This is a genomic window from Methylomonas sp. EFPC1 (genome assembly GCF_016925515.1).
In the GTDB taxonomy this organism is placed as follows: Bacteria; Pseudomonadota; Gammaproteobacteria; order Methylococcales; family Methylomonadaceae; genus Methylomonas; species Methylomonas defluvii.
Genome location: NZ_CP070494.1, coordinates 4,259,824 through 4,285,914, shown reverse-complemented (window position 1 = coordinate 4,285,914; position 26,091 = coordinate 4,259,824). Strand labels below are relative to the sequence as shown.

Sequence of the window (26,091 nt, the reverse complement as noted above, 5' to 3'; positions counted from 1 at the left end):
GATTAAACAGGCGGACTCTGATTCTCACCGAGGCTGGGCGAAGCAGTCGCTTTAGTGAGTTGCGGGCAACAGAACGCCATTCTCGACATCCATGCTAAATGCTTTGCCAAAGCCGGCGACATATTGGCCGCGCAAAGGCGTCAGTGCCAGTAAATGAAAATCCGCTAGGGAGCGTAAAACCGCGACTGTTTCGCCGAACCGCTGTTGCAGCTTATCTAACAACTGGGTATATGCTGCGTGGGTTTTGGCGATTTCACCAACCTCACATTCGATTACCAAACGGCGTCTGGCAAACGGGTTGACCGCTTCGGCCTCGGGTTCGATAAACATGATGGATGCTTGACGTTGGCGCAGCATATTGCCGGTATGCCGGGCCAATTGGCTGACGTAGATGTAATAAGTATTTTGGTAATCCAGAAACGGCGCATAGCTGACTTCGGCTGTCCCGAGCTCGGAACTGCTGGCGATTATCAGGCTTTGGCTGTTGGCAATTAAAGTCCGGTAATCGGCGGCTAGCGGTTCGGAACTCATGGTGTCGTGATAGCAGTCAGTTGCGCGTGGCGGAAGCAATCGACGGTGTGGTCGTTGACCATGCCCACCGCCTGCATATAAGCATAGCAGATGGTTTTGCCGACGAATTTAAAGCCGCGTTTTTGCAGGTCTTTGCACATGCTGGCCGATTCCGGGGAATAGGCCGGTATTTGACTATGGCTCAGCCAACTATTTTGCCGGGTTTCGCCATCCACAAAGCGCCAAATGTACTGATCAAAACCGCCGAATTCCTGTTGTACCCTTAAAAAAGCCTGGGCGTTGCTTACCGCGGATTCAATTTTCAGGCGGTTCTTGACGATGCCGGGATTTTGCAGTAACGACGCCAGTTTTTTGTGATCGTAAGCGGCGACCTTAAGCGGATCAAAATGATCGAAAGCAGAGCGGTAAGCCTCGCGTTTATCGAGAATGGTTCGCCAACTGAGGCCGGCTTGTGCGCCTTCCAGCACCAGAAACTCGAACAGCTTTTGCTCGTCGTGCAGCGGTACGCCCCATTCGTGATCGTGATAATGTTCTTCGTTGGTGCTATTCAGCGCCCACACGCATTTGCCTGACATCAGTCTTTTTTCATCAGGTTTTTCAAATCGGCGAAAGGATTGAAGGTGGCGGCAGGCGCTTTGCCTTCCGAGGTGGCTTTGCCGCCGTAACGCACGTGCTCTTCAAAACGTTGATGTTCGTTGTCGTGGCAATACAGGCACAGCAACTCCCAATTGCTGCCGTCGGGCGGATTGTGGTCGTGATCGTGATTGATGTGGTGGACCGTCAATTCGCGCAGGTTTTTATGATCGAATTCCCTTGAGCAGCGTCCGCAAATCCAGGGATAGAGTTTTAAGGCTTGCTCGCGGTAGCCTTTTTCCCGCTCTTCCTTGTAGCGCCGGGCTTCGGCGACGATGTGATAGGCTTTGTTATCCGACATGAGGTCCTCCGTTTGTCAGCCGCCGGTGGCGTTCATGTGCCGCAAAATAACCGGCTGTTCGTGAATATTGAATTCGTGTTTTTCCGGTTTGATTTGCATGGCCTCGACGATGGCTTGTTTCAACATCGCTTTGTCGCCGGGGTGGTCTCTCACAACCTGTTTCAGATCCACCGAATGTTCGTTGCCCAAGCAGAGCAATAAACGGCCCTCGGCGGTCAGGCGCACCCTGTTGCAACTACCGCAGAAATTGGCGCTGTGCGGCGAGATAAAACCCACTTTGCTTTTACTGCCGGCTATCCGGTAATAAGCCGAAGGTCCGCCGGTCGAGTCGGTTACAGCTTCCAGGGTAAAGCGTTGTTGCAAATCTTGCCGGATCAAATCGCTGGGATAAAACGCGGCGCCGCGGTGATGGTTGTCCACCGCACCCAGCGGCATTTCCTCGATAAAACTGATGTCTATGCCACGCTCGACGGCAAATTGCACCAGATCGCAGACTTCCTGGTGGTTGCGGTTTTTTAGTATCACCGCGTTGAGTTTGATGCGCTGAAAGCCGGCTGTTCGGGCTTTTTCTATGCCTTTCAGCACTTGCTGCAAATCGCCGGTTCGGGTTAGCTCCCTGAATTTGACCGGGTCCAAAGTATCCAGGCTGATGTTGATGCGCTTCACGCCGGCGGCTTTCAAGTCATCGGCCATTTCGGCCAGATGCGAGCCGTTGCTGGTCAATACCAGTTCATTCAAACCCGGCACCCGCCCCAAGTCTTGCATTAAGCCTAACGCACCTTTACGCACTAGCGGTTCGCCGCCGGTAATCCTGATTTTGCCGACACCTAGTTCGACGAAGGTTTCGCAGATAAAGCGGATTTCCTCTAGGCTAAGAATATGGCTGCGCGGCAGAAACGTCATGTCCTCGGCCATACAGTAAACGCAGCGAAAATCGCAGCGGTCGGTGATTGATACCCGCAGGTAGTTGACCACTCTGCCAAAGTGGTCTATCAGTTGCAACGGTTTGCTAGGCGCCATTACATTCGAACAGAAAAAATAAAGGAAGAAAATAGTAACACAGCACCGCGCTGTGTTATTACCGCTTGCTAAAAGATCGGCGTTGAGCGGGTAAGTTCCTCTGACGGTTTTTTGCCTGACTATTGCTTGCCCAAGCGCCGCAGCAAAGCCAATACCGCCGCTTCTATCTGCGGCAAGGCCTCGCTCGGATGGACGTCTTCTATATCGTCTACCTGCCAGTATTCCACGCGATCCACCCAGTTTGGGAAGCGGCTATGCAGCAAGGGTTGATGCTCTGTTTGCTTCAAGGCGATGATGTGGCGGGCTGTGGCCAAGTCCTGCTCGGTCAGGGCAATGGGCGCGCGGACGGGCTCGATGGGAATCTCCCGCAATGCCAAGCCATGCCGGGTATGCGGCGAAAGCGGCCCGGCATCGTCCTTAAGTAACTCGATAGCCAGCCCACGCGAAAACGCCCGCCACGGCAGCGCGTAATCCGGCGCGTGATGATTAAACAAATACTCGGCAAACCGGCTGCGGTAGTAGTTACCGGTGCAGAGGAATAGGACTTGAGAATGGGTGTTTGTCATAAAACTCCTTTCGGCTAGGTTGCTTACACGAGAACAGGCAGTAAAGAATTTGTTTGAGCTATTATAATGATGATACCGTATGTGGTATGCATGAAATTATACTGGATACCAATGTTCTGTTCGCCGGATTGTATTCCGCTAACGGCGCATCCTTTAAATTGCTGGAGCTTTTAGCCGGTGGGCAGTTGCAAACAGCCATATCGACACCGCTTTTGTTCGAGTATGAGGATGTTTTGAAACGCAACCGTTCCATGCTGCAACTGACCGATGCTGAAATAGACATAGTGCTGGATAACCTGTGTGGATTTAGTCGTCATCAAAAGGTGTGTTTTTTATGGCGACCTTATTTGCCGGACCCGAAAGACGATTTAGTCTTGGAGTTGGCCGTTGCTGCCCGAGTAAACACCATTGTTACCCATAATTTAAAAGATTTTGCCCGTATCGAAAAATTCGGCGTCGAAGCCATCACGCCAAAAACCTTGCTGGAGCGTTTACCATGAGTGCACTAAGTCTGAGATTGCCGGACTCCATACACCGCCATATCAAGGAGCTGGCGAGTAAGGAAGGCGTATCGATCAATCAATTCATTGCCAGCGCCGTTGCCGAAAAAGTCTCGGCTATCGCCACCGAAGACTACCTGCAGGCCCGTGCCGAACGAGCCGACAAAGCCGCTTTTCAGGCTGTTTTGGCGAAGGTGCCAAAACGTGAGCCTTTGGCTGGGGATGAGTTTTAGCGTTGGCGGGCAGCATAGGCAGATATAGCTGTTTCTGTAGAAAATACTACGAGCTGGGGCTGATTTAACCCAACAATTCCGAGAGTCTTTGCCCTTTATGAAGCAATTTCTAAATACGACCGTCAAGGCAGTCTTCGACGGCTATCCTCCGGAAATTCGCCGGAAAATGCTGGTGCTTCGCGAAGCGATCTTTGCTGTGGCGGCTAGCGAGGGTGTCGGACAGCTTGAGGAAACTTTAAAGTGGGGCGAGCCTGCTTACATGACCGCCGAAACCGGATGTGGCAGTACGATCAGAATGGCATGGAAGAAAGAGAAACCTAACCCATATGCCATGTATTTCATCTGTACGACGAATTTGGTTGAAACCTTTCGGACGCTTTTTCCGCATCAGTTTAAATACGAAGGCAATCGGGCGATTGTCTTTCAAGAAACCGAAGACGTCGACATGGATAGCCTGTCAATTTGTATCGCTATGGCCTTGACCTATCATCGGAACAAGCGACGAAAGCAACCTTAGGTACGGAGCCGGCTTCAGGTTTCTTCGCCAAGAGTATTTCACCTTGCCGTTAGCGAAGGTAGGTGTTGCCTTAGAAATCCACCAATCCGCGCCTCCAGCCAATACGCCGGCCTGAACAATCCTCCACTCACAAATCCCACATGCCCGCCGCCGGCGCACACTTCCAGTTGCACCTGATCGGATAATTCCGCGGCGGTCGGCAATACTCGTTCGGTCATGAACGGATCGTCCTTAGCTTGCAAAATCAAAGTTGGGATACGGATATGCTTCAGAAATTGCCGGGAACTGCTGCGGTGGTAGTAATCGTGGGCGTCTTTAAAACCGTGCAGGCCGGCCACGACTTTGTCGTCGTATTGCCAGAACGATTTGATGCCGGAAAGATCGCCTAATTCTGCGATCCGTTCGGCTTGTTCGTGCTGGCCGATGCCTTGCAAATGCTTGAGCTTGACGCGCATGTACTGTTTCAACTCGCGCAGTAAATAGTCGCGATAGAGTTTTGAGAAACCACGATCAAGCTTGTCGGCGCATTCGTTTAACAACAACGGCACGGATACCGCCACTGCCGCCGATAACCCAATCTTATCGCCTTGTTCGCCCAGCCATTTTAATAAGACGTTGCCGCCCAGGGAAAAACCTATCGCCGCCATCGCCCGGTCCGGAAAACGCTGGCGCAAGGTCTTATATAAAAAATCGATATCCTCGGTTTCGCCGGAGTGATAGCAGCGCGCCATCCGGTTCATCTCGCCGCTGCACCCACGAAAATTCAGCGCCACGCTGGCAAAGCCGGCGGCCAGCAAACTGTGTTGTAAACCCTTGATGTAACCGGAACGGCTGCTGCCGGCCAGGCCGTGCAACAGAATCACCAGCGGCCGGCCGCCGTTATCGACCCAATCGATGTCCAGAAAGTCGCCGTCCGACGTGTCCAGCCGCTCGCGGCGGATGCCGGCCGGTGGCGAGATGCGCCGCAAAAACGCCGGATAGATCGTCTGCAAATGCGGGCTGTTCAGCCACCAGGCCGGGCGGAAGGCGTTGTGCATGATTGTGGACCTGCTTTATAGTAGTGGTTGGGCGATGGTTTGGAAGAGGAATATACCTTTTGTACCGCCAAACGCCAGCGCGCCTTTGCAGCGGATGTATTGCTCTTATCCGCCTGAGATTTTCCAAATCATTTCCAACCCTGTTTCACTGTTCTTGATGAGTCGGCCCATTCCTATTGCCAAAACACCGGTTAAAACTGTCCCGCCTAGCCGGGCAAAAGCCGGTGCGGGGCGTAAGCCGGGCAAACCGCGCCGCAAAGCCAAATCTCTGCGCAAACCAAAGTGGTGGCTGATGGTTGTGGAAGGCTTGGCGTTGATGATTGCCGCCGTACTGGCGACGATGTTTGTACTCGGTTACTCGGCCAGTTGGCTATCCGGCCCCGGTTTTTTTACCAGTTTGCTGCCGTTCGCCATTGGCGTGGTGATCTTGATGTTGGCGGCGGCGGCGCTGTTGCTGGCCTGGTCGCGCTTGCGCGGCTGGCTGCATGGCCGATTGGATTATTTACCCGCCGCGTTGGCCGTGGTGCTGGCCGCTTCGACCGGTTGGTTTGTGATGCACGGTGGCTACACCCAAGTTTTTACGCATTTTCGCACCTTGGTCGGCGGCAAGCAGGAAGCCGAAAAAGTCACCCTGGCGCATCAAGTGTACGCGGCTTATCGGCGCCACGGCATAGGCGGGTTGCAAAAAATGATGGTGCGCGCCGATGCCTTCAATCCGGCAATCGAGGATGCGGCGAAGGCTTTTGATGTCGATGTCAATTTGCTGCAAGGCATCGCCGCGACCGAGTCCTCGTTTATGCCGCGCGACAGTTTCGATGGCGGCAAAGGCTTGTTTCAGATTACCGCCGTGCCCAAAGCCATTACCCGCGAGGCAGCCGACGAGCTGGATGTGGACGAACTGCAAGTCAACGATCCCAGGCATAACGCCTTTGTCGCAGCCGCTACCTTTAAACATTACCTGCAAGAAATGAAGGGCGATTTGTTTTTAGGCCTGCTGGCTTACAACATTGGGCCGCGCAACGGCGGCTTGCGTTTTATCATGCAGCAATACGGCGCTACCGATTTTGTGACCATGCAACCCTACCTGCAAACCCTGCCGCGTGACTATCCGATTCGGGTATTGTCTTATGCCTTGGCTTTCAAGCTATATCACAAGGACGGCAAACTGCTGGCCTATGAAGAAGGCGATAATGCCATGCGGATTCAGCAGATGGGGATCCCGGGGTTGTAGATTCGCTGCCTGGTTCTGGCCTCTAGCGGGTAGCCGTCGGGTAGCCGTAACAGTCAGGAAAATTTAACGATAATATCCTGTTGGATATGGCGCACCCTGTGATGGAGCTTTTCCGACTTAACCGGGATGTGTCGCAATGGATCATGCTGGCGCATGACAAATTCCCGAATCGCTTCATCGTTCCAGGATTGATGGTTGTCATGCACCATACGCAATACAGCATTCAATTTGTTGGCGGTGTAAATCACATCGTCTTCGTTATCGTCATAATCCGAGTGTATCAAATCTTTTATGGCGTACTTAACTTGAGCAAGGGCATTATTGGCATCGAATGATGTGGCCTGTCTCATTATTATTTCTCCGGCTTTCAGTTTGTGTTGGCGGCTACTATCTCCTCAGGTCCTTAAATTAAACTTAATAAATGACGATTGAACGACATGCTGCCGACAGCATCGAGAAAATAGTCGATGGTAACGAGTGACGTGGCGCTTTACAGCAAGCTCGGTGTTCTTGTTGCTCCTGCGCTTTGAGACAAGCTTGTGATACGGGTTGATGTGAGCTCAACAGAATTGGTCGATACCTGTCCGGTATTTCATCTTTTTTCCTGCTGGGAAGCTCGAAAAAATCTTTCGACAAAAATAGCGACTCCCCGGTTTTTGACGTTTTTACACGGTCTGGACCTTAATCCGTATTTGACAGAAATTGTTTGGTTGACTGGTGGTTGGCAAGCAGCAGGCGTTCGCTGGGTAACAAGAAAACGTGACATCCGTCTATATCGGGCTCTTGTCCTTTAAGAACAATAGATTTATCCTTTAAGAAAGAAGTTTTTCTTAAAGGATAAAGTATGAGCAACAAAGAACGCGGTGAGCAAGTTCGACGCCAAATTATTAGGGACGTCAGGCATCATCCCATTGATATTGCAAAACATATTGCAACTATCTTCTCGATAAGCGTACAAGCAGTTAACAACCACATTAAACGCTTAGAAACCGAAGGCTGGTTAAACTCGAGTGGCACTGGTAAAGGAAAAAGATATTTTCTTGGCGACTTAAGACACTATAAGTCTCTATTTCCTCTGACCGAAGGCTTCGCAGAGGACAGCGTCTGGCGAGATTATTACGCTTTCGTATTTGACGGTTTGCCTGAAAACATCGTCGACATATGCCATTACGGTTTTACCGAAATGGTCAATAACGTCATCGACCACTCGGGCGGAGAACAAGTTTATATATCCGTGGTACGGGACAAAGAAAAAATAGTCATCGCTGTCGTTGACGACGGCGAAGGTATTTTTAGGAAAATTAAACGGCTGTGCGATTTAAGTGACGAACGACAAGCCCTATTCGAGTTGTCCAAAGGCAAGCTGACCACCGATCCCGAGAATCATACCGGCGAAGGTATTTTCTTTACATCGAGAGTATTCGACGAGTTTGAAATCGAATCGTGTGGAATCAGGTTTAGTCACGACGACACATTCGATTTCGATGTTATTCTCGAGTCGTCTATTTCTTTTGATAAAGACGGTACGGTGGTCTATATGCTTATTAAGCGGGATTCAACCCGCCAGATTCAAGCGGTGTTCGACGACTATGCTGGACCAGACGGGTTTCAATTCAACAAAACCATCATTCCTGTGCGCTTAGCCCAATACGGTAATGAAAAACTTGTATCCAGGTCTCAAGCGAAACGATTACTGGCACGGGTAGAACGCTTTCATTACGTTATTTTTGACTTTGAGGGTGTATTGGCTATCGGCCAAGCTTTTGCCGATGAAATTTTCCGTGTCTATGCGCAAGCTCATCCAGAAATAACATTACTGCCCGACAACATGGAGCCCAACGTTGAAAAGATGGTTTCTAGGGCTATTGCATGGAGATAAGTCAATTAACCCGTAAGCCAAGCAGATACTATTACCCAAGTTAAGCGGAAATGACGTTGGGTTAGGGCATTTCAGAATCACATCAATAATTGCTACTGTGTCTTTTCAACATGGATTGTTTGTTTCGTGCGCATACTTGGGTTTGGGTATGTTTTCTTGACCTAACGCCGCCGCAGTCGGTTTGTAGAACGGTTTTGTGTTTCTCGCCTAGTTAATTCTGCCCAAAAATAAGCTCGTTATGACATAAAGCTGCCGTTCCAAAATCAAACTCGTCCGGCAGGTATTGGCCGCTTGTCACCCAACACAAGCACAAGCATTCAAACCTCCAAGCAATTTTTTATTCGCGTATGCGCGCATCACTTGTGTCTACTGCCCAGCAGATAATCAAACCCCGGCCAAGTGACGCACCAGTTGCCGGAGCCTGGCTGGGTGTGGTGTTGGTAATGCCAGGGTAAATGCTGTTTAGCCCAGTCAGGGTTGAGATGGGCTTTGCGGTGCAGAAGGTAATAAAGCGTCAACGAGCCGTATAAACCCATCACGAAAATCGGCCAATACCAAATTAGCGGTAAATGCACCATGACAATCGCCGCCAATACCGCCAACTCCTTGGTTTGCGCATTCCAGGTTGATAAGTCCAAACGGCGATAGCCGGGATCCCGCATCTGGTGTTTAGCGCAGATCGCATGGTGTTCATACCAATGGTAGGCCCAGATGCTGCCCGGCTGCTTGCCTAAGCGATGCAAGATGAATTTGTGCATCAGCCATTCGCCCAGATTGGCGTACAGAATGGCTAGTAAAAATTGTAGGCTCACTGAGATCATGGTTCGGCTGGGGCTAATGGTTTGTAGTGGGGATTATCTTCACCCGGTTTGCCGTGCTCGGCATAGTTGTTTTATTCCTGCTGCTTTGGTTGTGTACTTTTGGTTCCGGCTCTTACCTTTTCCAAATGGTGTTCCATTTTTAATCCGATTTTAATGACTTCTGCACCAGCAATTTCCAAAAGCTCTGCTAAAAATTAATACCATTATTTGATTGAGGCACGGAATTTAGCCGGTCAGTTTGCTGTAGATCGCTTTTTTCGATTTTTATCGGCGGATAGCTTCACAAAATCGACTTGCGTACAGTAGACCTATGTACTAGGCTATGCTACCGCTCAAGTGGGGGAGGAGAAATGGCTTCGTACCGGGGAGTGACCGGCGCGCTGTTGGCGTTGGAATCGTTCTTGACCAGCAGATTACCTGCCGAGCTGAGCAGCGAGCCCACCAATGCCCAAGCAAAACTGCTGGGTAGCGCCGACATTGCCAATATCCTCACCGGCAATCTGCTGGGTATTTACCTGCATCGCATCACCATCGATCCGCACGGTCGGCAGCGCACCTTCGCGTCGCGAGGTTCCGACCAAAACGCCCCGCAAGCCGAACTGCCGGTCAATCTGCATTTCCTGTTAATCGCCAACGCTGCCAGCGCCACCATCGAAGCCGATCTTTTGAGTTGGGCCATGGTCGAGCTCGCCAACGAATGTCAGCTCGACATCTCGCATATTCAAGACATCGACGACGAATGGGGCCAGGCGGAAGTGCTGAATATCGCCCCGGACGAGATGACTACCGAGGATTTGATGCGCATCTGGGATGTCTTCAAATCGCCTTACACCAGTACCGTACCCTATGTGGCGCGCACCGTGCGCCTGCGGCTGCGTCGGCCGCGTACGGAAGGTCCGCCGGTTAGTACGCGGGTATTTCCAGGAGGCACGGTATGAAAGCCGTCAAGGTTCTGGAAACCAATATCCTCTACGCCAGCGACGTGATTTATTGGTTGGACGGCAGTAGTGCCGCACAGGAAGCCGATATGCGGCGGCTCAGTGAAGCCGTTGTGTTGCAACTCGATACCCGCCCCGCCGATCTGCAATGGTTACACACGCCAGGCAAAACAGCCTTGTGGCGGCGCTCGGCCGGTAAAACGGTGCAAGGCGCGCCTAATGAGGCGGATAAATTGCGGCCTGCTGAAGCGGCATACACCATCGCCGGTTCGGTGGCGGATAGTCAAAGCCGCTATATCCCGCGCCGTTTTGCAGTTCAAGCCGGCAATGCCGCCGGACACAGCTTGGTGCTTTATCCGACCCCTTTCGGTACCAAGCTCGGCCGCGGCGGCGGTTTGCGCGGCACTCTGAGGTTTACCGGCAGTAATGCGCCGGCTATCTGGGCATTGCTGACGCTGACGGTCAATCTGGGCGTCGGCGGCAATTTGATCTGCCGTGCCCAAGCCGACGCCAATGGCGATTTCATTATCGCGATGCACCGCCTGCCGCCCTTACCGGAAGGCGTAACCGAATACAACGCGACACTGAGCATTGCGGCCTCGGCTGCGGCCAGCGCTGCGCAACCGGTCGACCCGGCCGACTTGCAGCCGATGCTGCTCGGCGCTATTAACGCTAACAGTTTTGCCGCCGCACTAGCCCTGACCTTGGTGCCGGGCGATTTGAGTTTAATCCGGTCCTTTAATCGGGATCATCTTGCCGTTCAACCCAATTGAGTCATCCATGAGTTGAGTTTGTCCTTTAAACGCTGGTCCACATAAAAATTAAGGAGGGGAGCATGCCTGAATATCTTGCACCGGGTGTGTTTGTAGAAGAAGTTAGCTTTCGCGCCAAATCGATCGAAGGGGTGGGGACCAGTGTCACGGCGGTGGTCGGTCCTACCCGTTTCGGGCCGTTGCGGGGCAATCCCGAGGTAGTGACTAGCTTTGGCGAATTCACCCGCATCTACGGCGACATCCAAAATCTGACGCTGGCCGGCGCGTCGGTGCTTAACCATACTGCGATTGCCGCGAAAGCCTTTTTCGACGGCGGCGGCAAACAACTCTATGTGTCGCGGGTCGGCAATTTTCCGCAAAACGCCCCAGGGGTGTCGACGCGGTCCGTGCCGAATGTGTTGAGTTTCAGCAGCCGCTTTCCGGGAGTAATGGGCGATTTCACGCTGGAACTTCTGTGGCGCGATAGCGAAAATCTGTTAAAAACCGAGGCTACCTCGGCGCCAGCCGAAGGCGAAGTGGTGTTTCTGAATGCCATCGGCCTGACCAATGCGGTGCGCTCGGCCGGTATCGCCGCGCAATTCCCCGACGAACGCTTTCCTTTAAATGTCCGCGCCCTGGTGCGCCGCGAAGGCGATCATTTCGTCATCGTCAATAACCGCTGCGAACTGGACACCGCCGACGATGTCGCAGCGGGCGGTACCGCCTTACGTCCCAACGGCCAGGCCGACGGCAGTCAGGGCGTATTGATGACGGCCGGTTTGGTAAACGGTCCGGGCGTTGCAGTCAGCTACACACGGGTGTTTGCGAAAAATCCCAGCAGCGGGTCCTTGGCTAACGGCACGTCGGCGGTGTTAACCCTGAGCGCGGAAACCAACTTGTCGGTGTATACCGGCGCGGCGCATTGGGGCACCCTGACCGCGCTGCGCGGCACGTTAAATGCGGCCGGTAGCGAGTTTGTGCTGGACGGCGGCGGTTTGAATGTGGGCGTCAATGCCGACATCACCTTGCCGTTGGCGGCTTTGGCTGCTGCACCGAATACGGTGCGGGCGGTGGTGGTGCAGCGCAACTTCGATATTGCCGTACATGCCGGCGGCCGTGACGGCCCGGTAATTTACAGTTACGGCGATATTTCCAGCGCCCCCGATGCAAAAAACAGCCTCAGCGCCGTAATGCCCGTGACGCCGGACAAGCGTTACGACCAATTGACCAGTCCGGTCAGTTGCACCCTCAGCCCCGGTATCAGCGGCGCCGACGTGGTGGCAGCCTTGTACAGCTTGTTCGAGTCGGATGGCTTAAATCCCGGCCCCATGTCGGTTCAAGGTCCGCGTTATTTGATTAATCTGTCCGGCGGCAGCGACGGCAACGTGCCGGGGGCCGTGCAATACGGCGGCGTGGAAGACGAGGTCAACGGCAGCAGCGGTTTCGTGGCCTTGGAAAATATCGAGGATGTGTCCATCGTGATGACTCCGGCAGCGGCGGCTGACGCCACTAATCATCAAGCCATCGTCGCGGAGGTGCAAAAACACTGTCTAAAAATGCGTTACCGGGTCGGCATCGTCGATAGCCGCGACGGCATGGCGCTGTCGGAAGTGCGCGAGTTTCGTTCCAACTTCGACGATTCCAGACTGGCGCTTTATTACCCCTGGGTGGTCATCGCCGATCCGCGCGGCCTGCTCAGCACTATCACCGTGCCACCGTCCGGCTTTATTGCCGGCGTCTACGCCAATACCGATGTGCAGCGCGGCGTGCACAAGCCGCCGGCTAACGAACCGGTGATCGGCGCTTTGCGTTTTGCCCAGGAAATCAACCGCTTCCAGCAGGAATTGCTGAATCCCAACGGCATCAACTGTTTGCGCTCGTTTCCAGGACGCGGGCATCGGGTATGGGGCGGTCGGACCCTATCCAGCGATCCGGAATGGAAATACGTCAACGTCCGCCGTTACTTTTTGTACCTGGAGCGTTCCATCGACAAATCCACACAATGGGCGGTGTTCGAACCGAACGGCGAGCGCTTGTGGGACAACATTCGCCAGACCGTGGAAAGCTTTTTATACAACGAGTGGGTCAACGGCCGACTGTTGGGGGGTAGCGCCAAAACCGCTTATTTCGTGCGTTGCGACCGCAGCACGATGACCCAAAACGACCTGGACAACGGCCGCTTGGTTTGCGAAATCGGCGTGGCGGCCTTGAAGCCGGCCGAATTCGTGATTTTCCGTATCGGCCAAAAAACCGCCGACGCCTGAACCCTGGACTGGAGATAAATCATGGCTACATATCGCGAAACACCCTATGGGGTGTTCAATTATCTGGTCAACCTGGGCGACGGCAGCGAAGGCGAAGTGCAGGGCGGCTTTTCGGAAGTGTCGGGTTTGAATGCGGAAGTGACGGTGGCGGAATACCGTAACGGCAACGACGCGGTCAATTACGTGCGCAAGATCCCGGCCATCAACAAGGCCGGCGACGTGACGTTGAAGCGTGGCGTGATCGGTGCGGACAACATTTACAGTTGGCTGGAGCAAATTCGCGGCGGCGATGTGACCGCCAAGCGCGATGTGGTGATCAAGCTTAAAAACGAAGATCCCACCAGCGCCAGCGCCGTGGTCACCTGGAAACTGGTCAGGGCCATGCCTATCAAATGGACCGGGCCGACCTTAACCGCCAAGGGCGGCAGCGACGTGGCGATGGAAGAGCTGGTGCTCTCGGTCGAAACCATCATCCAAAGCTAGCCGGAGCGACAGCGGATGGAATGGCTAGCCGGAGCGCGCATCGCCCTGACGCCACGGCCGGTTGAACGCCGGATCGCGGCGCTGGAAGTGGCCATGCTTGGGCATTGCCCGGGCCGGGTCAGGCTTGAGCGCCTGCTGCAATTGCCGGCAGCGCTGGAGGATATGCGCGCGGTCGGATACGGTAAGACAGTCGATGACTTGCTGCTGCCCGGTGCGGTCAGCGAACTGTACCATCTACCGATACCCTTGCAGTCCAGCGCCGAATTTCACGACATTTTCCCGGATGCGCTTACCGCCACCACCCAATATGTCAGCCTGCTGGCTGGTAATAAAGCCTGGCTGGGCCTGGCGGTTGACGATTTTTTCGCCAACGGCGGCGAAAAACTCTGGGTGGTGCGGATACCCGAAAGCTCGGGGCAAGCCGGTTTCCTGCCTGCCGACAAAACGGAATTGCACGATGTTACTACTCTTCAGGGCTTGGCTTGTGTGCTGGTCATTCCGGCTTTGGGCGTGGTGAGTTTTCCCGATTTGGAACGCCTGCAAATTCCGCCGCGTCTGCCGGATATTCCCAGGGTACGCCTGGAAAACAACGACCCGCAGTTTCTGCCTTGCACGCAAAATTCCGATGACGATCACCGCGAACGCCGGTACAGCAGCGAGTTAAGCGATATGCCGCCGCCTTGGCAATTGCCGCAGGTGTTGCGCGGCATGCTGCAATTTATTAGCAGCCATCGGCCCGATCTGCAATGTCTGTTTACCTTGCCGCTGGCGTATTCCGGCGAGTTGGACAGCCCGGTGCTCGACCCGGCGGCGTTGAGCGCACTGGCCAGTTATCAAAGCAATCCGGATACCGCGCAAGCGTTGCGCTATGTGCAGTTTTTGTTTCCCTATCTACGCGGTCCGCGCTTTGCTTTGCATACCCCGGTCGGCTTGATCGCCGGCCAGCAGGCGGCGGTGGCCCGTCGCGACGGTCCTTGGCGCTCAATGGCGGCCAAGCCCTTGAACACTGACGCTTTGCCTTACCCGCGTTTGTCCATCGCTCAAACGATTGGTTTGCGCGATAACCCTGGCATCAGCGTGCTCAACTACCGCAACGCGGTTAGCGGTGGCGCGCAGCTCAGCCTTGATGACGAGCGTCTGGTGGTACCGGCCTTGCCGAACGCTGATTATCCGTTCGACCGCCAGCGCTACGATGGTTTTCGCTCGGCGGAAGTGATGCGTTTTCTGGGCTTTTTACGCCGGCAATTGCAGGCCTTGGGCGAGCAATTGATCTTTAATCTGGATTATCGCGACCCGCGACCACGTTTACTGCTGGAACAGTTTTTCCGCCGCTTGTACAGCCAGGGCGCCTTGCGCGGCGCGTCCGCCGAGCAAGCTTTTTCGATTCGTGAATCGACGCCGCAAGAAGGTGCGATGCTTTACGAAATCATGCTGGCCCCGGCGTTTCCGATAGACAGGCTGTTTCTGACCTTTGCCAATCTGAATGGCGAATGGCGCTCGGAGGTGGTCGATGGTTGAAGTTAGCGAATTTGTCGCCTTTCGCTTTAAGGTTAATCTGTACAACAGCGACCAGAGCAGCTTGTTGTGCAGCGGCTATTTCAGCGAAGTGACCGGTTTTGAAGCGACGATGGAGCCCAAAGTGATCAACGAGGGCGGCCATAATTGGGGCGAACATCACCGCTGCGGGCCAACCAAATTCGCGCCGATTATTTTGAAACGCGGCGTCACCGACATCAACGATTTATGGTCCTGGTTCGACATCACTACCAGCCAAGCCAATTACGGCTACCGCCTGAGCGGCGAGATTATCGTGTTCGGCAATCCCAGCGTTAGCGGCGGCAACGTCACCGATAACGCGGTGCTGGTCTGGAAGCTTAACGGGGTGTTGCCGACCAAATTCAAAGGCCCGGATTTGTCGGCCACCGCCAGCCAGGTAGCCATCGAAGAATTGCAGCTGGTGCATCAAGGCCTGGAATTGCAGCGGCCGGCGCCGGCCAGCACGCAAGGCAGGGGGGCGGCATGATAGCCATCGAACGCGGCAAACTGATTCCGGTCAACGGTGACAACGATAGTCCTGATTTGGATAACGCCATTGACGTGCAATTCAACCCGTCCAGCCTGAAAGTCAGCCTGTCTAACACCTTGAAAGAAAACGCCCGCAACGGCAACAGCCGCTCGGCGCAGTTCGTCGATAAAAGCTCGTCCAATCTGACCATAGAATTGATTTTTGATACCACGTATATCGAAGCGCCCGGCGGCGCGGGCCAGGGTAGCGGGCAAACCGCCAGCAGTGCCGGCAGCAACAGCAGCGCCAAGAAAGCTATCGAGCAAGGTTCGGACGTGCGTTTGGAGACCAAAAAAATCGCTGATACTTTTATCAAGCCGGTAGAAGACGGCAAAAAAATGAAGGCACCCAAGCGCTGTTTATTTCAATGGGGCGCGTTCGAGTTTTTGGGGCTGGTGCAAAGCTTCGACGAAACCCTGGATTTCTTCTCGCCGGAAGGCCGGCCGCTGCGCGCCACCGTGTCCTTAAAGCTCAGCGAAGACCGCTATCAATTCCGTAACCGGGCCGTAGAACAAGCCTCCCGCAATACCCCCAGCCTGAGTTCGACCGGAGCCGGCCCGCAAGGCGGTTCCGGACAGAATGCCGCGCCGGTGCCAGGCGGCAGCGGCGAAGATGCCGGCAATTGGCGCGATACCTCGCTGTTTAATGGCATAGAGTCGCCCAGAATGCCGTCGCTATCGGTGGTGGCGGTGCCTAGCCTGAGCTTGAGTGCTTCGGTAGGGATTAGCGGCGGCGTGGGATTTGGGGTAAGTGCCGGTGTCAACATCAGCGGCGGTATCAGCGCCAATGTTTCGGCAAGCTTGTCAGCCTCGGTGAATGTTGGTGCTGGTTCAGTCAATAGTGCAGGGGGGGCAAAAGCGGCACCACCAGCAGCGCCATCGCCAAGTCCGGCGTTCAAATTCGGCAACTCCGCCAGCCTGGGCACCGGCATCGAAGGTGCGTTTAACCCGGCTGGGAAAAAGGGCACTCTGAATGCCGCCCATATGCAGACCGGCAGTACGTTGTTAAGACCAGCAGCAATGCAAACCGCCAGTAGCAGTCAAAGCGGGCCATTGGCCCCGGCGCTTACTGGCGAGAGACCTTTGTCAACCGCTGCAGCTAACCAAGCAGGATCAGCAACTGCGGGCCGCAAAAGTAGCGGCGTATCGGTCAGCAGTTTATTAAAAGCCTCCGCCGACACTGGCGTTGGATTCGATTGAGCAGGAATCAGACATGCCGGTATTGATAGACGAAGTGATATTAGACGTGCAAGACGGCGTCACCGAAACGGCCGAACAACAACCGACCGCGCAGCAGACACCGTTGGCGCCGGCTGAGATCGAGCTGGCGCAAATGTTGGAGTTGATCAGGCAGAGGCAAGACAGGTTGAGGATTGATTGAATAGATGTGGGTAAGGAGATTTGTACAAAGATTTTAGGAGGCTTTGAGTGGCGGAAGGGTTTCCTTCCCGTATGCCGCGCCGAGCACCGGAGTTTTTGAACGGATCCGCCCGTAGGGGCGCCCCGCATGGATGCGGCGCGTTGCCGAAGGGGCAGGAGCCCCTTTCGGCAACCCCGTTCAAAAGCTTCGGAGCGCAGGGAATAAGCGGCATCCGGGTCGCCTTTTCTTTGGATACTTTCTTTTGGCGACGCAAAAGAAAGTATCGCGGTTGTCGGTCCGCGAACCGACATTAGAAAAACCGTCGCGTTAGCGACACCAACTAAAACAATAAGAAAACAAACTAACAACACTATGCCCGATTCCGCCTTCACCAGTTCCCGCCCGACGATCAAGATCGACGGCGAAAAACGCGAAGATCTGCAACAGGCCTTGCTGGCGATGCAGGTTAATCTGCCCTTGCACGGCTGCGCGCATGCCGAATTGCAGCTGTCCAATTGGGGGAGGCCGGAAGGCGGGCAAGACCCCGACTTTACTTTGAACGACATTGCCTTGGGTGCCGGCGTGGAAATCGAAATGGGCAGCGACACTCCGCAACATCTGTTTAGCGGCGAGATTACCGCCATTGAAGAAAGCTACGGCGAAGGCGCGCCCAACATCGCGCTGCTGTTGCAAGACAAATTGCATAGACTGGCGCGCAGCCGGCATAACCGTAGCTTTGAAGATCAAAGCCCGGACGAACTAGTGCAAGCCATCGCCGGCGAGGCGGGCCTGCAAACCGATGCGTCGTTGTCTAGTATCACCGCCACCTGGCATCAACTCAACGAAAGTGATTTGGCCTTTCTGCTGCGCATCGGCAATCGCTTTGACATAGCCGTACGCTTGGAGGGGAATACCCTACGGGCCAAGGCCGAAGAAGCCGATCCCAACCCGGTCGAGCTCAGCGCCCAGGACAGCGCCCTGAAAGTGCGCTTAATCGCCGATTTGAATCATCAACCGCTCAGCAGCCAAGTCAATGGCTATAACCTAGCTAGCGCCGACCCGGTGGATTTTACGGCCGACGCAATGACGCCGGCGCCCACCGGCACCAGCGCGGCGGCGGCTTTAGGCAATCTGAGCTGGCCCGGCCCGGAAATCGTCCCGCAGCCCTTTCCCGGCACCAGCAGCGAAGCCGAAGCCTATGCCAAGGCCGCATTCAAACGCCAAGCCAAACGCTTTATTCAAGGTGAAATTGTTTGCCAAGGCGAAGCGACTTTAAAACCTGGCCGCGAGATCGAGTTGGATGGCGTGTCGCCGCGCCTGAAAGGCCGCTACCAGATTGTGCATTGCGTGCACCGCTTCGATAACAACAGCGGCTTCGAAACGCATCTTAAAGTCAACAAAGGCGGGTGGCAGTCATGAACAGCCATGCTTTAGGCAATCTGCACAGTTTGCAACTTGGGCAAGTCACCGATAACACGGACCCGGACAGCCGTGGCCGCATCAAGGTGCGCTTGCTGGCGACGCAGATGGAATTATGGGCCAGCGTCGTCGCACCATCAGCCGGTCAGGGTTACGGCGCGAGTTTCGTGCCGCGCCTGGAAGAAATTGTGGTGCTGGCTTTCATCACCCCGGAAATGCCGTTGGTGCTGGGCAGCGTCTGGGCTGGAAGCAGTAGCGTGCCGGCAGAGGCCGACCCGCAGGAAGATCATTACGTGATCCGTACGCCGCAGGAAACCGTGTTGGATTTCGACGACGGTAGCGGCCCGAAAGTGGAGTTGCGTACCCGCTCCGGTTACAAGATTTCGATAGACGAAGCAGGTGGCGGGGAAATCGTTATCGAGCGCGCCGACCAAAGCGTCACCCTTAATAGCTCAGGCATTGCAGTGCGCAGCAGCGGCAGCGTCACGGTCAATGCCAGTACGGTGACCATTAACGCCAGCATGGTGACGGTGAATGCCAGTATGTCCAAGTTCAGCGGTGTGGTGCAAGCCGACACGGTGATCGCCACTTCAGTGGTGGGCAGTTCCTACACGCCGGGCGCCGGCAACATTTGGTAAGGGATTATGAAAACCGAACAAGTTCTGCATCCCATTAAACTGAAACCGCCGTTTTATCAGGAGGGCGGACAATGCGGCTTGCATCGTTATCTGGATGCGGAGTTCATCAACCGCTTCAAGCAGGACATGCAGCGCCGCCAGTTCGATTTGCCGCAGTTCAACGCCTGGCAGCAGGAAGAGCGCCACAGCCGTCATGGCCAACAGCCGGTGCTGCGATTACCGCTGCATCGGGCGTTTCATATCGTCAGTTGCGAAGTGGTCTGCGACCGCTTCGGCGAGCCGGCGCTGGATCCGCAAAAAATCAGCTCGGCCGGTTTCGTGATTCGCCGGCTCAGCGGCGGCCGTGAACAGGCCTGGATGCTGGAAGACGGCGAGGCCTTGGGCTGGCAAGACGCCCCCAGCGAATTGCGCGACCCGGATTTGCATCGCCGCTTGTGCGCCAACGGCGTGCTGCATAAACGCGATGATCAGGCGGCCTATAGCGGCGAGGAAGTGCACCCCTTGCATGTATTAAAAACCAGCGATGCCAAGCGTAAAACCCACACGCTGTTGTTCGGCTATTTGCCGCTGGGCGGTTTTTATTATTTGCGCGATGTTGGTCAGGCTTTTGATAGTGCCGACCAAGCGCAAACCGCCAACGTCGCGGCGGCGATGTTGCCCTGGCCGTTCGGTTATCGGCAACCGCTGAATCAAACCTGGCTGACTGAACACAGCAAGCCGTTGGTGCAAGGCTTGCCCAGTAAAGCTTTTTTCGAATTGCTGAGAATATTGGTCAACCGCTATCACCTCGGCGAAGCCGGCATTGCCGAGAACACCGCGCTGGAAAACCAATGCCAGCAGTTGTGGCTGTACGACGAAGCCAAACTGCCGGTCGGTTTGCTAAGCCAAGCCTATACCGAAACCAGCCAGGGCTTGTTCGCGCCGTATCGGCAACAAACCTTGTTTAGTTATCTGCAAGCCTGCTTTGCGATGGGCGGCGATAACCCGTTGGTGCGTTGGTTGATTCAACAAGAACAAGCGATAGACGCGGTCGGCGGCTTGGACAAACTGGCGGCATTACCGGCCTTGCCGAATGCCAATGGCGTCGGCAATCTCAATCTGACGCTGTTGCTGCTGGCCGCCGATGCCCAGGAAATCCGCGTGCTGTTGGGGCAACGCCTTAGCGACCAAGCACTGAGTAAGGTCAAGGAAATCCCCTTGCCAAAATTCGCGCAAAATGCCGGCGATGTTTATCAAGTAGTGGCCTTTGTGCGCGCCAAAAACCAGCTCGGCCAGGAACAGATTCAATGGGCCAATGCCGACACCCGCAGCATACCGTTTCGAGTCGCCGCGCCCTTCGATCCGGACGCCAGTCGGCCGGCGCTGATCCAGATGCCGTCGCTGGCTGATTTGCGCCGTGGTCTGGCCAAGGGCGCGGCGATGATCACGCCCGCTGATACCTTCGATTTAATGAACAAACTGAAATTAAACAAAGGCGCCAGCGAAGACACGGTCAAAGACACGTCAGGCCCGGACTTTGGGATTCAATGGATTTGTTCGTTTAGCTTGCCGGTGATTACGCTGGTGGCGATGATCTTGTTGATGATCATGATCTCGCTGCTGAATATCGTGTTTTTCTGGCTGCCGTGGGTACGGATTTGCCTGCCGTTTCCAAAAATCAAGGGAGATTAAGTATGCGCACGCCGGTACCCGAGATTATCAGTTGGCCGCTGGGCAATATCGATGCCGACGGGCGCTTGAGCTGGACCCGCGACGATCAGAGCATCCGCGAGGTGATGTTGAATATCCTGCTGACTCGGCGCGGCGAACGCTTGCAACGCCCGACTTTTGGTGCCGGTTTATTAAACTTCGTGCATCAACCTAATAACGAAACCACCCGCCATCTGATTGCCGGTGTGGTGCGCAAATCGCTGGAGACATGGGAGCCTAGAGTGGAAATCGACGAAGTGCAAGTGCAGGCCAGTCCGGCCAGCGTCGCCGATGTGCATATCAATATCCGCTACCGGCTGCGTAACAGCCAGCGTCCGGCGGAACTGGGATTCACGCTAAACCTGAGCCTGCCGGCTTGAGGCTGCAAGAGAGGCCGCTATGCCATTACCGGTACCGAATTTAGACGACAGACGCTTCGACGACCTGGTTGCCGAGGCCAAGGCGCGGCTGGCTAACCATTTGCCGGAACTGACGCAGATTGCCCCCGGCGACCCGCTCAACAGCTTTGTCGATTTGTTCGCCTGGCTGACCGAAACGATTTTGTATCGCGCCAATTTAATTCCGGAGCGCCAGCGCCGGGTATTTTTGAATTTGCTGCAAATTCCGGTGCGTGCCGCCCGGCCGGCCAAAGGCATCGTCAGCGTTGACGCAGGGCCGACCAGCGTGTTGCCGGCGGCATTGCTGGCGGATGGCAGCCAGCTGCGGGCCGGCAAACAGATTTTGACGGCGGTTGGCGAATTGCAACCCACCTGCCTGAGCTTGCAAGTGTTGATCAAACAAAAGCTGGAGGCTGCCGATCTGGCCGCGCTGGGTTTGACCTTGCAGGATTTGCAGGAGCAGTATGGATTGCGCAACGGCCAACGCCCGGAGCCGTTTCAGCCGCGCCGCTTCGAGCCGGTTAAGGAAGTGCTGGATTTAACCGGGAGCCTGGATCGTAGCTTTTATCTGGCCTGCATCGCCCCCCGGCAACTGGAAGGCCAAATTGTATTGCTGCGCAGCCATCTAGCTGGTATCGCCTTTAACATTGGCATCGCGCCCGCCGACGATTTGGACGGCGAAGCGATCAACGAGCTGAATCCGCGCAAGCTGATCTGGGAGCTGGTTTCCACCGGCGAGGCCGGCGAAACGATTTATCTACCCTTGGATGTGCTGGCCGACAGTTCCAAAGGCGGTCGGCAAACCGGCGTGGTGCGCTTGCGCTTACCCAAAAATCCGGCGCTGTTCCAGGCTTTTGTGCCCACCGATCCGATGTTCAGTGGTTTTGGCGACCGGCCGCCGGAATTGGCTGATCAGGTCGAAGCCGGCCGGGTGGCGTTTTGGTTACGCTTGCGTTGTCCGGAGCATCCAAAATTACAGCTGGGCTATCTGGGATTGAACGCCGTCGATGTACTTGCGCAAGGTTTGCAGCAGGATTTACTGGTGGGCATGGGTACTGGTCAGCCCGATCAGGTGGTGGTATTGCCTGATCAGAATATCGAGGCGGCGACCTTGCAACTGGATGTCGAGGAAAACGGCGCCTGGGTGCGTTGGCAACAGGTGGCCTTTCTGGCCGGTCAAGCCGCAGATGCCAGAGTGTATCGGCTCAATCCGCAGTCCGGCTATGTCTACTTTGGTGACGGTACGACCGGACGCCGGCCGCCGTCGGGTAGCCGGATTCGTATCGCGGCTTATCTGTTTGGCGGCGGCAGCGCCGGCAATATCCCCGCCGGCACCATCAAAGAGGTGGTTAACGGCAGCTCGCGCTATAAAATTCGCCATGAATGGTCCTTGCAAGGTGGTTTGGATGCGGAGACGGTCGAACAAGCCGAAAAACGCATCCCGCAATTTCTGACCCATCGCAATCGGGCGGTGACCCAGCAGGATTTTAAAATCATCACCGAGGCCAATCCGCTGAATCCGGTAGCCCGCGCCGAAGTATTAGTCGGTTTTCTGCCCGGCGCCAGCATCCGCGCGGCGCGCGACGGCGTGCCGGGCGTGGTCAGCGTATTCGTGCTGCCGCCGGCCGAGCCGGCTGTGGGTCACACGCCCAAACCTAATCAGGGCTTGTTGAAGGACGTGTTTGCCTACTTATTGCAGCGGACCATGGTCGGCACCGAACTGTATGTGTTAAGCCCTGAGTTCGTGCCTATTGCCGTCAGTGTAAAAGTTCAGGTGCGGGACATTGAAACCGAGCAACAAACCCTGCGCGAAGTGCAGCAGACTTTGCTGGAATATCTGTGGCCCCTGGCGCCCGGCGGCGCGCGCGGTGCTGGGTGGCCCTTGGGCGGTGCGGTGCGCGCCAACGAATTATTGACTCAAGCCGCGCGGGTGGCCGGGGTGCAGGCCGTGAATAGCTTGAGTCTGTTTCAACGCGGCAGCAATGGCTGGCGCCGCTTGCCAGCCGACGAAACGATCAGCCTGACTAAATACCAGTTGCCGGAACTGGTGGGTGTGCGCGCTGACAGCGGTTCCGGCACGCCGGCTTTGCCGGACGGTATTGGTTTGCTGGAAGGCCAAACCCCGGACGACAGTCTGGGCGTGGCTGTACCGGTAATACCGGACATTTGTTGAGGGTGAGCGATGGACGTCAACAACACCTCGTATTTTTTACTGAAAGGCCAGGCCGATTTCGAACAGGGCTCCAGCCATTTGAGCTGGAATGCCGGTTTGCAGGCGCTGACGCTGGCGCAAAATCAGGCTTTGCGTTTGCCGGCCTCCGATCCGGCGGCGGCTTTGCTGGCGTGGCAGAACAGTGCGCCGCTGGCCTTGGACAGTTTTAATCAGATTGGGCGTTTGAGCGACGACGGTACTCGCGTCGAATTCAATAGCGGTCGAGGCTATCTGACTTTGCAAGACAATGAATTGCGGGATGTCGTCGCGCCTCAGGGCCTCTTTACCGATATGGCTTTCGCGGCGGTCGCGAGCAGCGGCAAGCCGGACTTCGGGCAACCAGCCGGCGACGGCAGATTGGCCTTGCCGTTCAGCGATGGCAATAATCAGCATGGTTTGCTGTTGTTTCATCTGGCCCGGCGTTGGCAAACTTTCTGTGCATGGGGCAATGCGGAAGGTGAGGACGCGGCGTCGCAAATGCCGGTAAGGGCATGTGTAGACGCCGAGCAGCGAATCTGGTTGATCAGCAATTCCGGTTTGATGTTGTGCAGCGGTGAAGCATTGCCCTTGCCGTACACGCCGCAACCGGTGCGCTTCGAACCCGAGCAGGCCAATCCGCATCCCTTAAACCGAATTTGGCAGCAAGCCTTGCCGGAGGGTATGCAGGCGCTGGCGCTATGTTGCGATTTGCAGCAGATTTTTATCTTGTGCCACGACGGTATGGGGGCGCAGGCCATAGTGACGCGGCCTTTATCGGCATTAGCTGATGCGCCATTCAAAGCCTACGCCTGTCCTGCGGAATTGCCGTTCGCTATCGATCTGGCGCTGGCTGCCGATTCGGCTTTACCCGACAGCGGCCGGCTGGCGGCTTTGGTGCCGCGCGCTGCGGATGATCTGAATTTTGCGCAACGCGATTGCCCGGTGTTGACCCTCCATTGGGATAACGAAACCAACACCGGCCAGGCCCGCTTGCTGTATGAACGCTACCCGATGTTGTCGCAAGCCGTGTCGCGTTTCGTCAGCAGCGCCGACGGCCAGTTGCGTTATCAAGCCGAGGCAGATCCGGATTTTCCTCAGATTGTGCCGCGCCCCAGAGAACTGCACGCCTTGCGCCGCCCGCAGTTTCATCTGGAAGGTACGGCCTTGCTGCACGAACTGGATTCCGGCCAAGTCGATACCCAATGGCACCGGCTGTATCTGGATGCCTGCATCCCTCCCGGCTGCGACATTCAGATTGCGGTGCGGGTATTTGCCAGCAGACAGGCGGTTCGGCCCAAGCCTATCGAGCAACCCGCGCCGTTATGGAACCCGTTGCCGTCCGAATTGCCGTTCGCGGCAAGTCTGGCCGGCCAGCAACTCGGCACCAGCGGTCTGTTCGAAATTTTGTTGCAACAGCCGACGGGGCCGGTACGGCAGTTGCGCGGACGTTATCTACAAATTCAAGTGACCTTGCGCGGCGACGGCCGGCAAAGTCCGGCATTGCATGCCATCAGAGTCTATTACCCGCGGTTTTCCTATCAGGAAGCCTATTTTCCGGAATTTTACCGGCAGGAGCTCAGTTACGACCCCGCGCAAGCCGTCGGTCCGGCCAATGGCGCTGATGTGCGAGAGCGTTTGCTGGCAGCCTTCGAAGGCGTGTTGACCCCCTTGGAAGGCCGGATTGCCGCCAGCGAGCAATTGCTTGCTCCGGAGGCGACCCCTGTCGCTAACCTGCCTTGGTTGGCCGAGGCCGTCGGTGGCCGCCTGCCAAGCCATTGGCCGGAAGCCCGGCAGCGGCGCTGGCTGCGGGACTTGACCTTGATTCAACAATACAAAGGCACGTTGGCGGGGTTAAATTTGGCTTTGGACATCGTCAGCGACGGCGGTGTGCAGCGCGGCGAAATCGTGGTGTTAGAGAATTTCCGCTTGCGGCGGACCATGGCGACGATACTGGGCATAGACATGGATGACGGCGATCATCCTTTAACTTTAGGCACCGGCATGAGCGGCAACAGCATCGTCGGCGACAGCTTGATTCTGTCGGAAAGCGATGCCCGGCAATTTCTGGCTTTGTTCGCCCCGGAGTTGGCGACAGTTGACGAGGCGGCGCAGGTCAAAGCGTTTTTCGAGGAATACGCGCATCAAGTCAGTATCCTGTTACACGGGCGGGCGGTGAGTTTGCGAACTGCTGTGGAAGACATTTTGACGGAACAGCTACCGGCGCATTTGCAATACCGGATCATCGAAACCGAACATCCCTTCGTGCTAGGTATTGCGCCGCTGCTGGGCATGGATACCTTTATAGAAACCGCGCCGCCGTTCCGCCGCGTGACGCTGGACGACACTTATCTGGGCCGCGAGGGGATCTTGAAAAATCCGGCGGCATTTTCACCGGAGGACATTAATGCGCAGGCTTAGCGGTTTTCCTGGGTTGGTTAACAACCAGGCCCTGTTTATCACAGTGCTTCCGTTTGGGCTGAGTCCTTCGAATGGCACGGCGCAACCGGCTTGTCTGATTCCGGTTCCTGTCAGCGGCAGGGGGAGAAGCTCCCTCTCCTCGCGGGAGAGGGTTGGGGTGAGGGGGATCGATCAATGTGATCCAACTGTTTTTAGTCCCTCACCCTGC

The 26,091-nt window shown here is 55.6% G+C and carries 27 protein-coding genes; 19 read left to right on the top strand and 8 right to left on the bottom strand.

The features are described 5' to 3' along the window. Positions 1-51: 51 nt before the first annotated feature. The 5 genes from JWZ98_RS19690 to JWZ98_RS19670 form a co-directional block, all read right to left on the bottom strand. Entirely contained in the window at positions 52-531 is a 480-nt protein-coding gene (locus tag JWZ98_RS19690; RefSeq protein ID WP_205451460.1) for a pyridoxamine 5'-phosphate oxidase family protein, read from the bottom strand. Continuing rightward, positions 528-1,106 carry a DNA-3-methyladenine glycosylase I gene (locus JWZ98_RS19685; protein WP_205451459.1) on the bottom strand — a complete coding sequence of 193 codons (579 nt, stop codon included), beginning with the start codon at positions 1,104-1,106 and terminating at the stop codon, positions 528-530. The genes JWZ98_RS19690 and JWZ98_RS19685 overlap by 4 nt, the downstream gene beginning before the upstream one ends. Beyond that, positions 1,106-1,465 carry a YajD family HNH nuclease gene (locus JWZ98_RS19680; protein WP_033157754.1) on the bottom strand — a complete coding sequence of 120 codons (360 nt, stop codon included), beginning with the start codon at positions 1,463-1,465 and terminating at the stop codon, positions 1,106-1,108. Before JWZ98_RS19680 ends, JWZ98_RS19685 begins: the two co-directional genes overlap by 1 nt. Positions 1,466-1,480: 15 nt before the next feature. Next, positions 1,481-2,485 carry a GTP 3',8-cyclase MoaA gene (gene moaA, locus JWZ98_RS19675; RefSeq protein WP_205451458.1) on the bottom strand — a complete coding sequence of 335 codons (1,005 nt, stop codon included), beginning with the start codon at positions 2,483-2,485 and terminating at the stop codon, positions 1,481-1,483. A 119-nt stretch (positions 2,486-2,604) separates the two neighbouring features. Beyond that, a complete protein-coding gene (locus JWZ98_RS19670; protein ID WP_205451457.1) occupies positions 2,605-3,051 on the bottom strand; it encodes a low molecular weight phosphatase family protein in 447 nt (148 codons plus the stop codon). 86 nt (positions 3,052-3,137) lie between these two features. Here JWZ98_RS19670 and JWZ98_RS19665 point away from each other — a divergent pair, with 86 nt between their 5' ends. From JWZ98_RS19665 to JWZ98_RS19655, 3 genes are all read left to right on the top strand, one after another. Next, positions 3,138-3,551: a putative toxin-antitoxin system toxin component, PIN family gene (locus tag JWZ98_RS19665; RefSeq protein ID WP_205451456.1), complete on the top strand. Its 414-nt coding sequence runs from the start codon at positions 3,138-3,140 to the stop codon at positions 3,549-3,551. After that, entirely contained in the window at positions 3,548-3,784 is a 237-nt protein-coding gene (locus tag JWZ98_RS19660; RefSeq protein WP_205451455.1) for a toxin-antitoxin system HicB family antitoxin, read from the top strand. Before JWZ98_RS19665 ends, JWZ98_RS19660 begins: the two co-directional genes overlap by 4 nt. A 97-nt stretch (positions 3,785-3,881) precedes the next feature. After that, positions 3,882-4,301 (top strand): DUF1801 domain-containing protein, encoded by a 420-nt coding sequence (locus JWZ98_RS19655; protein ID WP_205451454.1) that lies wholly within the window; start codon positions 3,882-3,884, stop codon positions 4,299-4,301. A gap of 38 nt (positions 4,302-4,339) precedes the next feature. Here the strand turns inward: JWZ98_RS19655 and JWZ98_RS19650 are convergent, their stop codons facing one another. Continuing rightward, positions 4,340-5,338 carry a hydrolase gene (locus tag JWZ98_RS19650; protein WP_205451453.1) on the bottom strand — a complete coding sequence of 333 codons (999 nt, stop codon included), beginning with the start codon at positions 5,336-5,338 and terminating at the stop codon, positions 4,340-4,342. Between JWZ98_RS19650 and JWZ98_RS19645 the strand changes: the two genes are divergently transcribed. Continuing rightward, positions 5,337-6,569, top strand: coding sequence for a transglycosylase SLT domain-containing protein (locus JWZ98_RS19645; RefSeq protein ID WP_346015181.1), 1,233 nt, complete (start codon positions 5,337-5,339; stop codon positions 6,567-6,569). The genes JWZ98_RS19650 and JWZ98_RS19645 overlap by 2 nt on opposite strands. Before the next feature lie 53 nt (positions 6,570-6,622). Here the strand turns inward: JWZ98_RS19645 and JWZ98_RS19640 are convergent, their stop codons facing one another. After that, positions 6,623-6,919 carry a hypothetical protein gene (locus tag JWZ98_RS19640; protein ID WP_033157761.1) on the bottom strand — a complete coding sequence of 99 codons (297 nt, stop codon included), beginning with the start codon at positions 6,917-6,919 and terminating at the stop codon, positions 6,623-6,625. 494 nt (positions 6,920-7,413) lie between these two features. Between JWZ98_RS19640 and JWZ98_RS19635 the strand changes: the two genes are divergently transcribed. Further along, complete coding sequence (locus tag JWZ98_RS19635; RefSeq protein ID WP_205451452.1) at positions 7,414-8,448, top strand: DUF4325 domain-containing protein; 1,035 nt, start codon at positions 7,414-7,416, stop codon at positions 8,446-8,448. Between the two features lie 356 nt (positions 8,449-8,804). Here the strand turns inward: JWZ98_RS19635 and JWZ98_RS19630 are convergent, their stop codons facing one another. Further along, a complete protein-coding gene (locus tag JWZ98_RS19630; protein ID WP_205451451.1) occupies positions 8,805-9,269 on the bottom strand; it encodes a sterol desaturase family protein in 465 nt (154 codons plus the stop codon). Between the two features lie 350 nt (positions 9,270-9,619). Between JWZ98_RS19630 and JWZ98_RS19625 the strand changes: the two genes are divergently transcribed. The 14 genes from JWZ98_RS19625 (at position 9,620) to JWZ98_RS19560 (ending at position 25,883) form a co-directional block, all read left to right on the top strand. Then, positions 9,620-10,207 (top strand): DUF4255 domain-containing protein, encoded by a 588-nt coding sequence (locus JWZ98_RS19625; RefSeq protein WP_205451450.1) that lies wholly within the window; start codon positions 9,620-9,622, stop codon positions 10,205-10,207. Continuing rightward, entirely contained in the window at positions 10,204-10,980 is a 777-nt protein-coding gene (locus JWZ98_RS19620) for a hypothetical protein (protein ID WP_205451449.1), read from the top strand. The genes JWZ98_RS19625 and JWZ98_RS19620 overlap by 4 nt, the downstream gene beginning before the upstream one ends. Before the next feature lie 62 nt (positions 10,981-11,042). Continuing rightward, the gene (locus tag JWZ98_RS19615) at positions 11,043-13,223 is read left to right on the top strand and encodes a phage tail sheath subtilisin-like domain-containing protein (protein WP_205451448.1); all 2,181 of its coding nucleotides are present in this window, start codon (positions 11,043-11,045) and stop codon (positions 13,221-13,223) included. 21 nt (positions 13,224-13,244) lie between these two features. Then, entirely contained in the window at positions 13,245-13,706 is a 462-nt protein-coding gene (locus JWZ98_RS19610; RefSeq protein WP_033157779.1) for a phage tail protein, read from the top strand. A gap of 15 nt (positions 13,707-13,721) precedes the next feature. After that, on the top strand, positions 13,722-15,224 hold the full coding sequence (locus JWZ98_RS19605) for a hypothetical protein (RefSeq protein ID WP_205451447.1): 1,503 nt from the start codon (positions 13,722-13,724) through the stop codon (positions 15,222-15,224). Further along, positions 15,217-15,729: a phage tail protein gene (locus JWZ98_RS19600; protein WP_205451446.1), complete on the top strand. Its 513-nt coding sequence runs from the start codon at positions 15,217-15,219 to the stop codon at positions 15,727-15,729. Before JWZ98_RS19605 ends, JWZ98_RS19600 begins: the two co-directional genes overlap by 8 nt. Next, a complete protein-coding gene (locus tag JWZ98_RS19595) occupies positions 15,726-16,970 on the top strand; it encodes a hypothetical protein (RefSeq protein ID WP_205451445.1) in 1,245 nt (414 codons plus the stop codon). The genes JWZ98_RS19600 and JWZ98_RS19595 overlap by 4 nt, the downstream gene beginning before the upstream one ends. A 13-nt stretch (positions 16,971-16,983) precedes the next feature. Continuing rightward, the gene (locus tag JWZ98_RS19590) at positions 16,984-17,151 is read left to right on the top strand and encodes a hypothetical protein (protein WP_205451444.1); all 168 of its coding nucleotides are present in this window, start codon (positions 16,984-16,986) and stop codon (positions 17,149-17,151) included. A 351-nt stretch (positions 17,152-17,502) separates the two neighbouring features. Then, complete coding sequence (locus tag JWZ98_RS19585) at positions 17,503-18,549, top strand: phage late control D family protein (protein WP_205451443.1); 1,047 nt, start codon at positions 17,503-17,505, stop codon at positions 18,547-18,549. Continuing rightward, positions 18,546-19,187, top strand: a complete 642-nt coding sequence (locus tag JWZ98_RS19580; RefSeq protein ID WP_205451442.1) for a phage baseplate assembly protein V — start codon at positions 18,546-18,548, stop codon at positions 19,185-19,187. The genes JWZ98_RS19585 and JWZ98_RS19580 overlap by 4 nt, the downstream gene beginning before the upstream one ends. A 6-nt stretch (positions 19,188-19,193) precedes the next feature. Then, complete coding sequence (locus JWZ98_RS19575) at positions 19,194-20,858, top strand: hypothetical protein (RefSeq protein ID WP_205451441.1); 1,665 nt, start codon at positions 19,194-19,196, stop codon at positions 20,856-20,858. A 2-nt stretch (positions 20,859-20,860) separates the two neighbouring features. Beyond that, entirely contained in the window at positions 20,861-21,256 is a 396-nt protein-coding gene (locus JWZ98_RS19570) for a GPW/gp25 family protein (protein WP_205451440.1), read from the top strand. 19 nt (positions 21,257-21,275) lie between these two features. Beyond that, positions 21,276-23,447 carry a putative baseplate assembly protein gene (locus tag JWZ98_RS19565; RefSeq protein ID WP_205451439.1) on the top strand — a complete coding sequence of 724 codons (2,172 nt, stop codon included), beginning with the start codon at positions 21,276-21,278 and terminating at the stop codon, positions 23,445-23,447. Between the two features lie 9 nt (positions 23,448-23,456). Next, complete coding sequence (locus JWZ98_RS19560; protein ID WP_205451438.1) at positions 23,457-25,883, top strand: phage tail protein; 2,427 nt, start codon at positions 23,457-23,459, stop codon at positions 25,881-25,883. Positions 25,884-26,091: the final 208 nt, after the last annotated feature.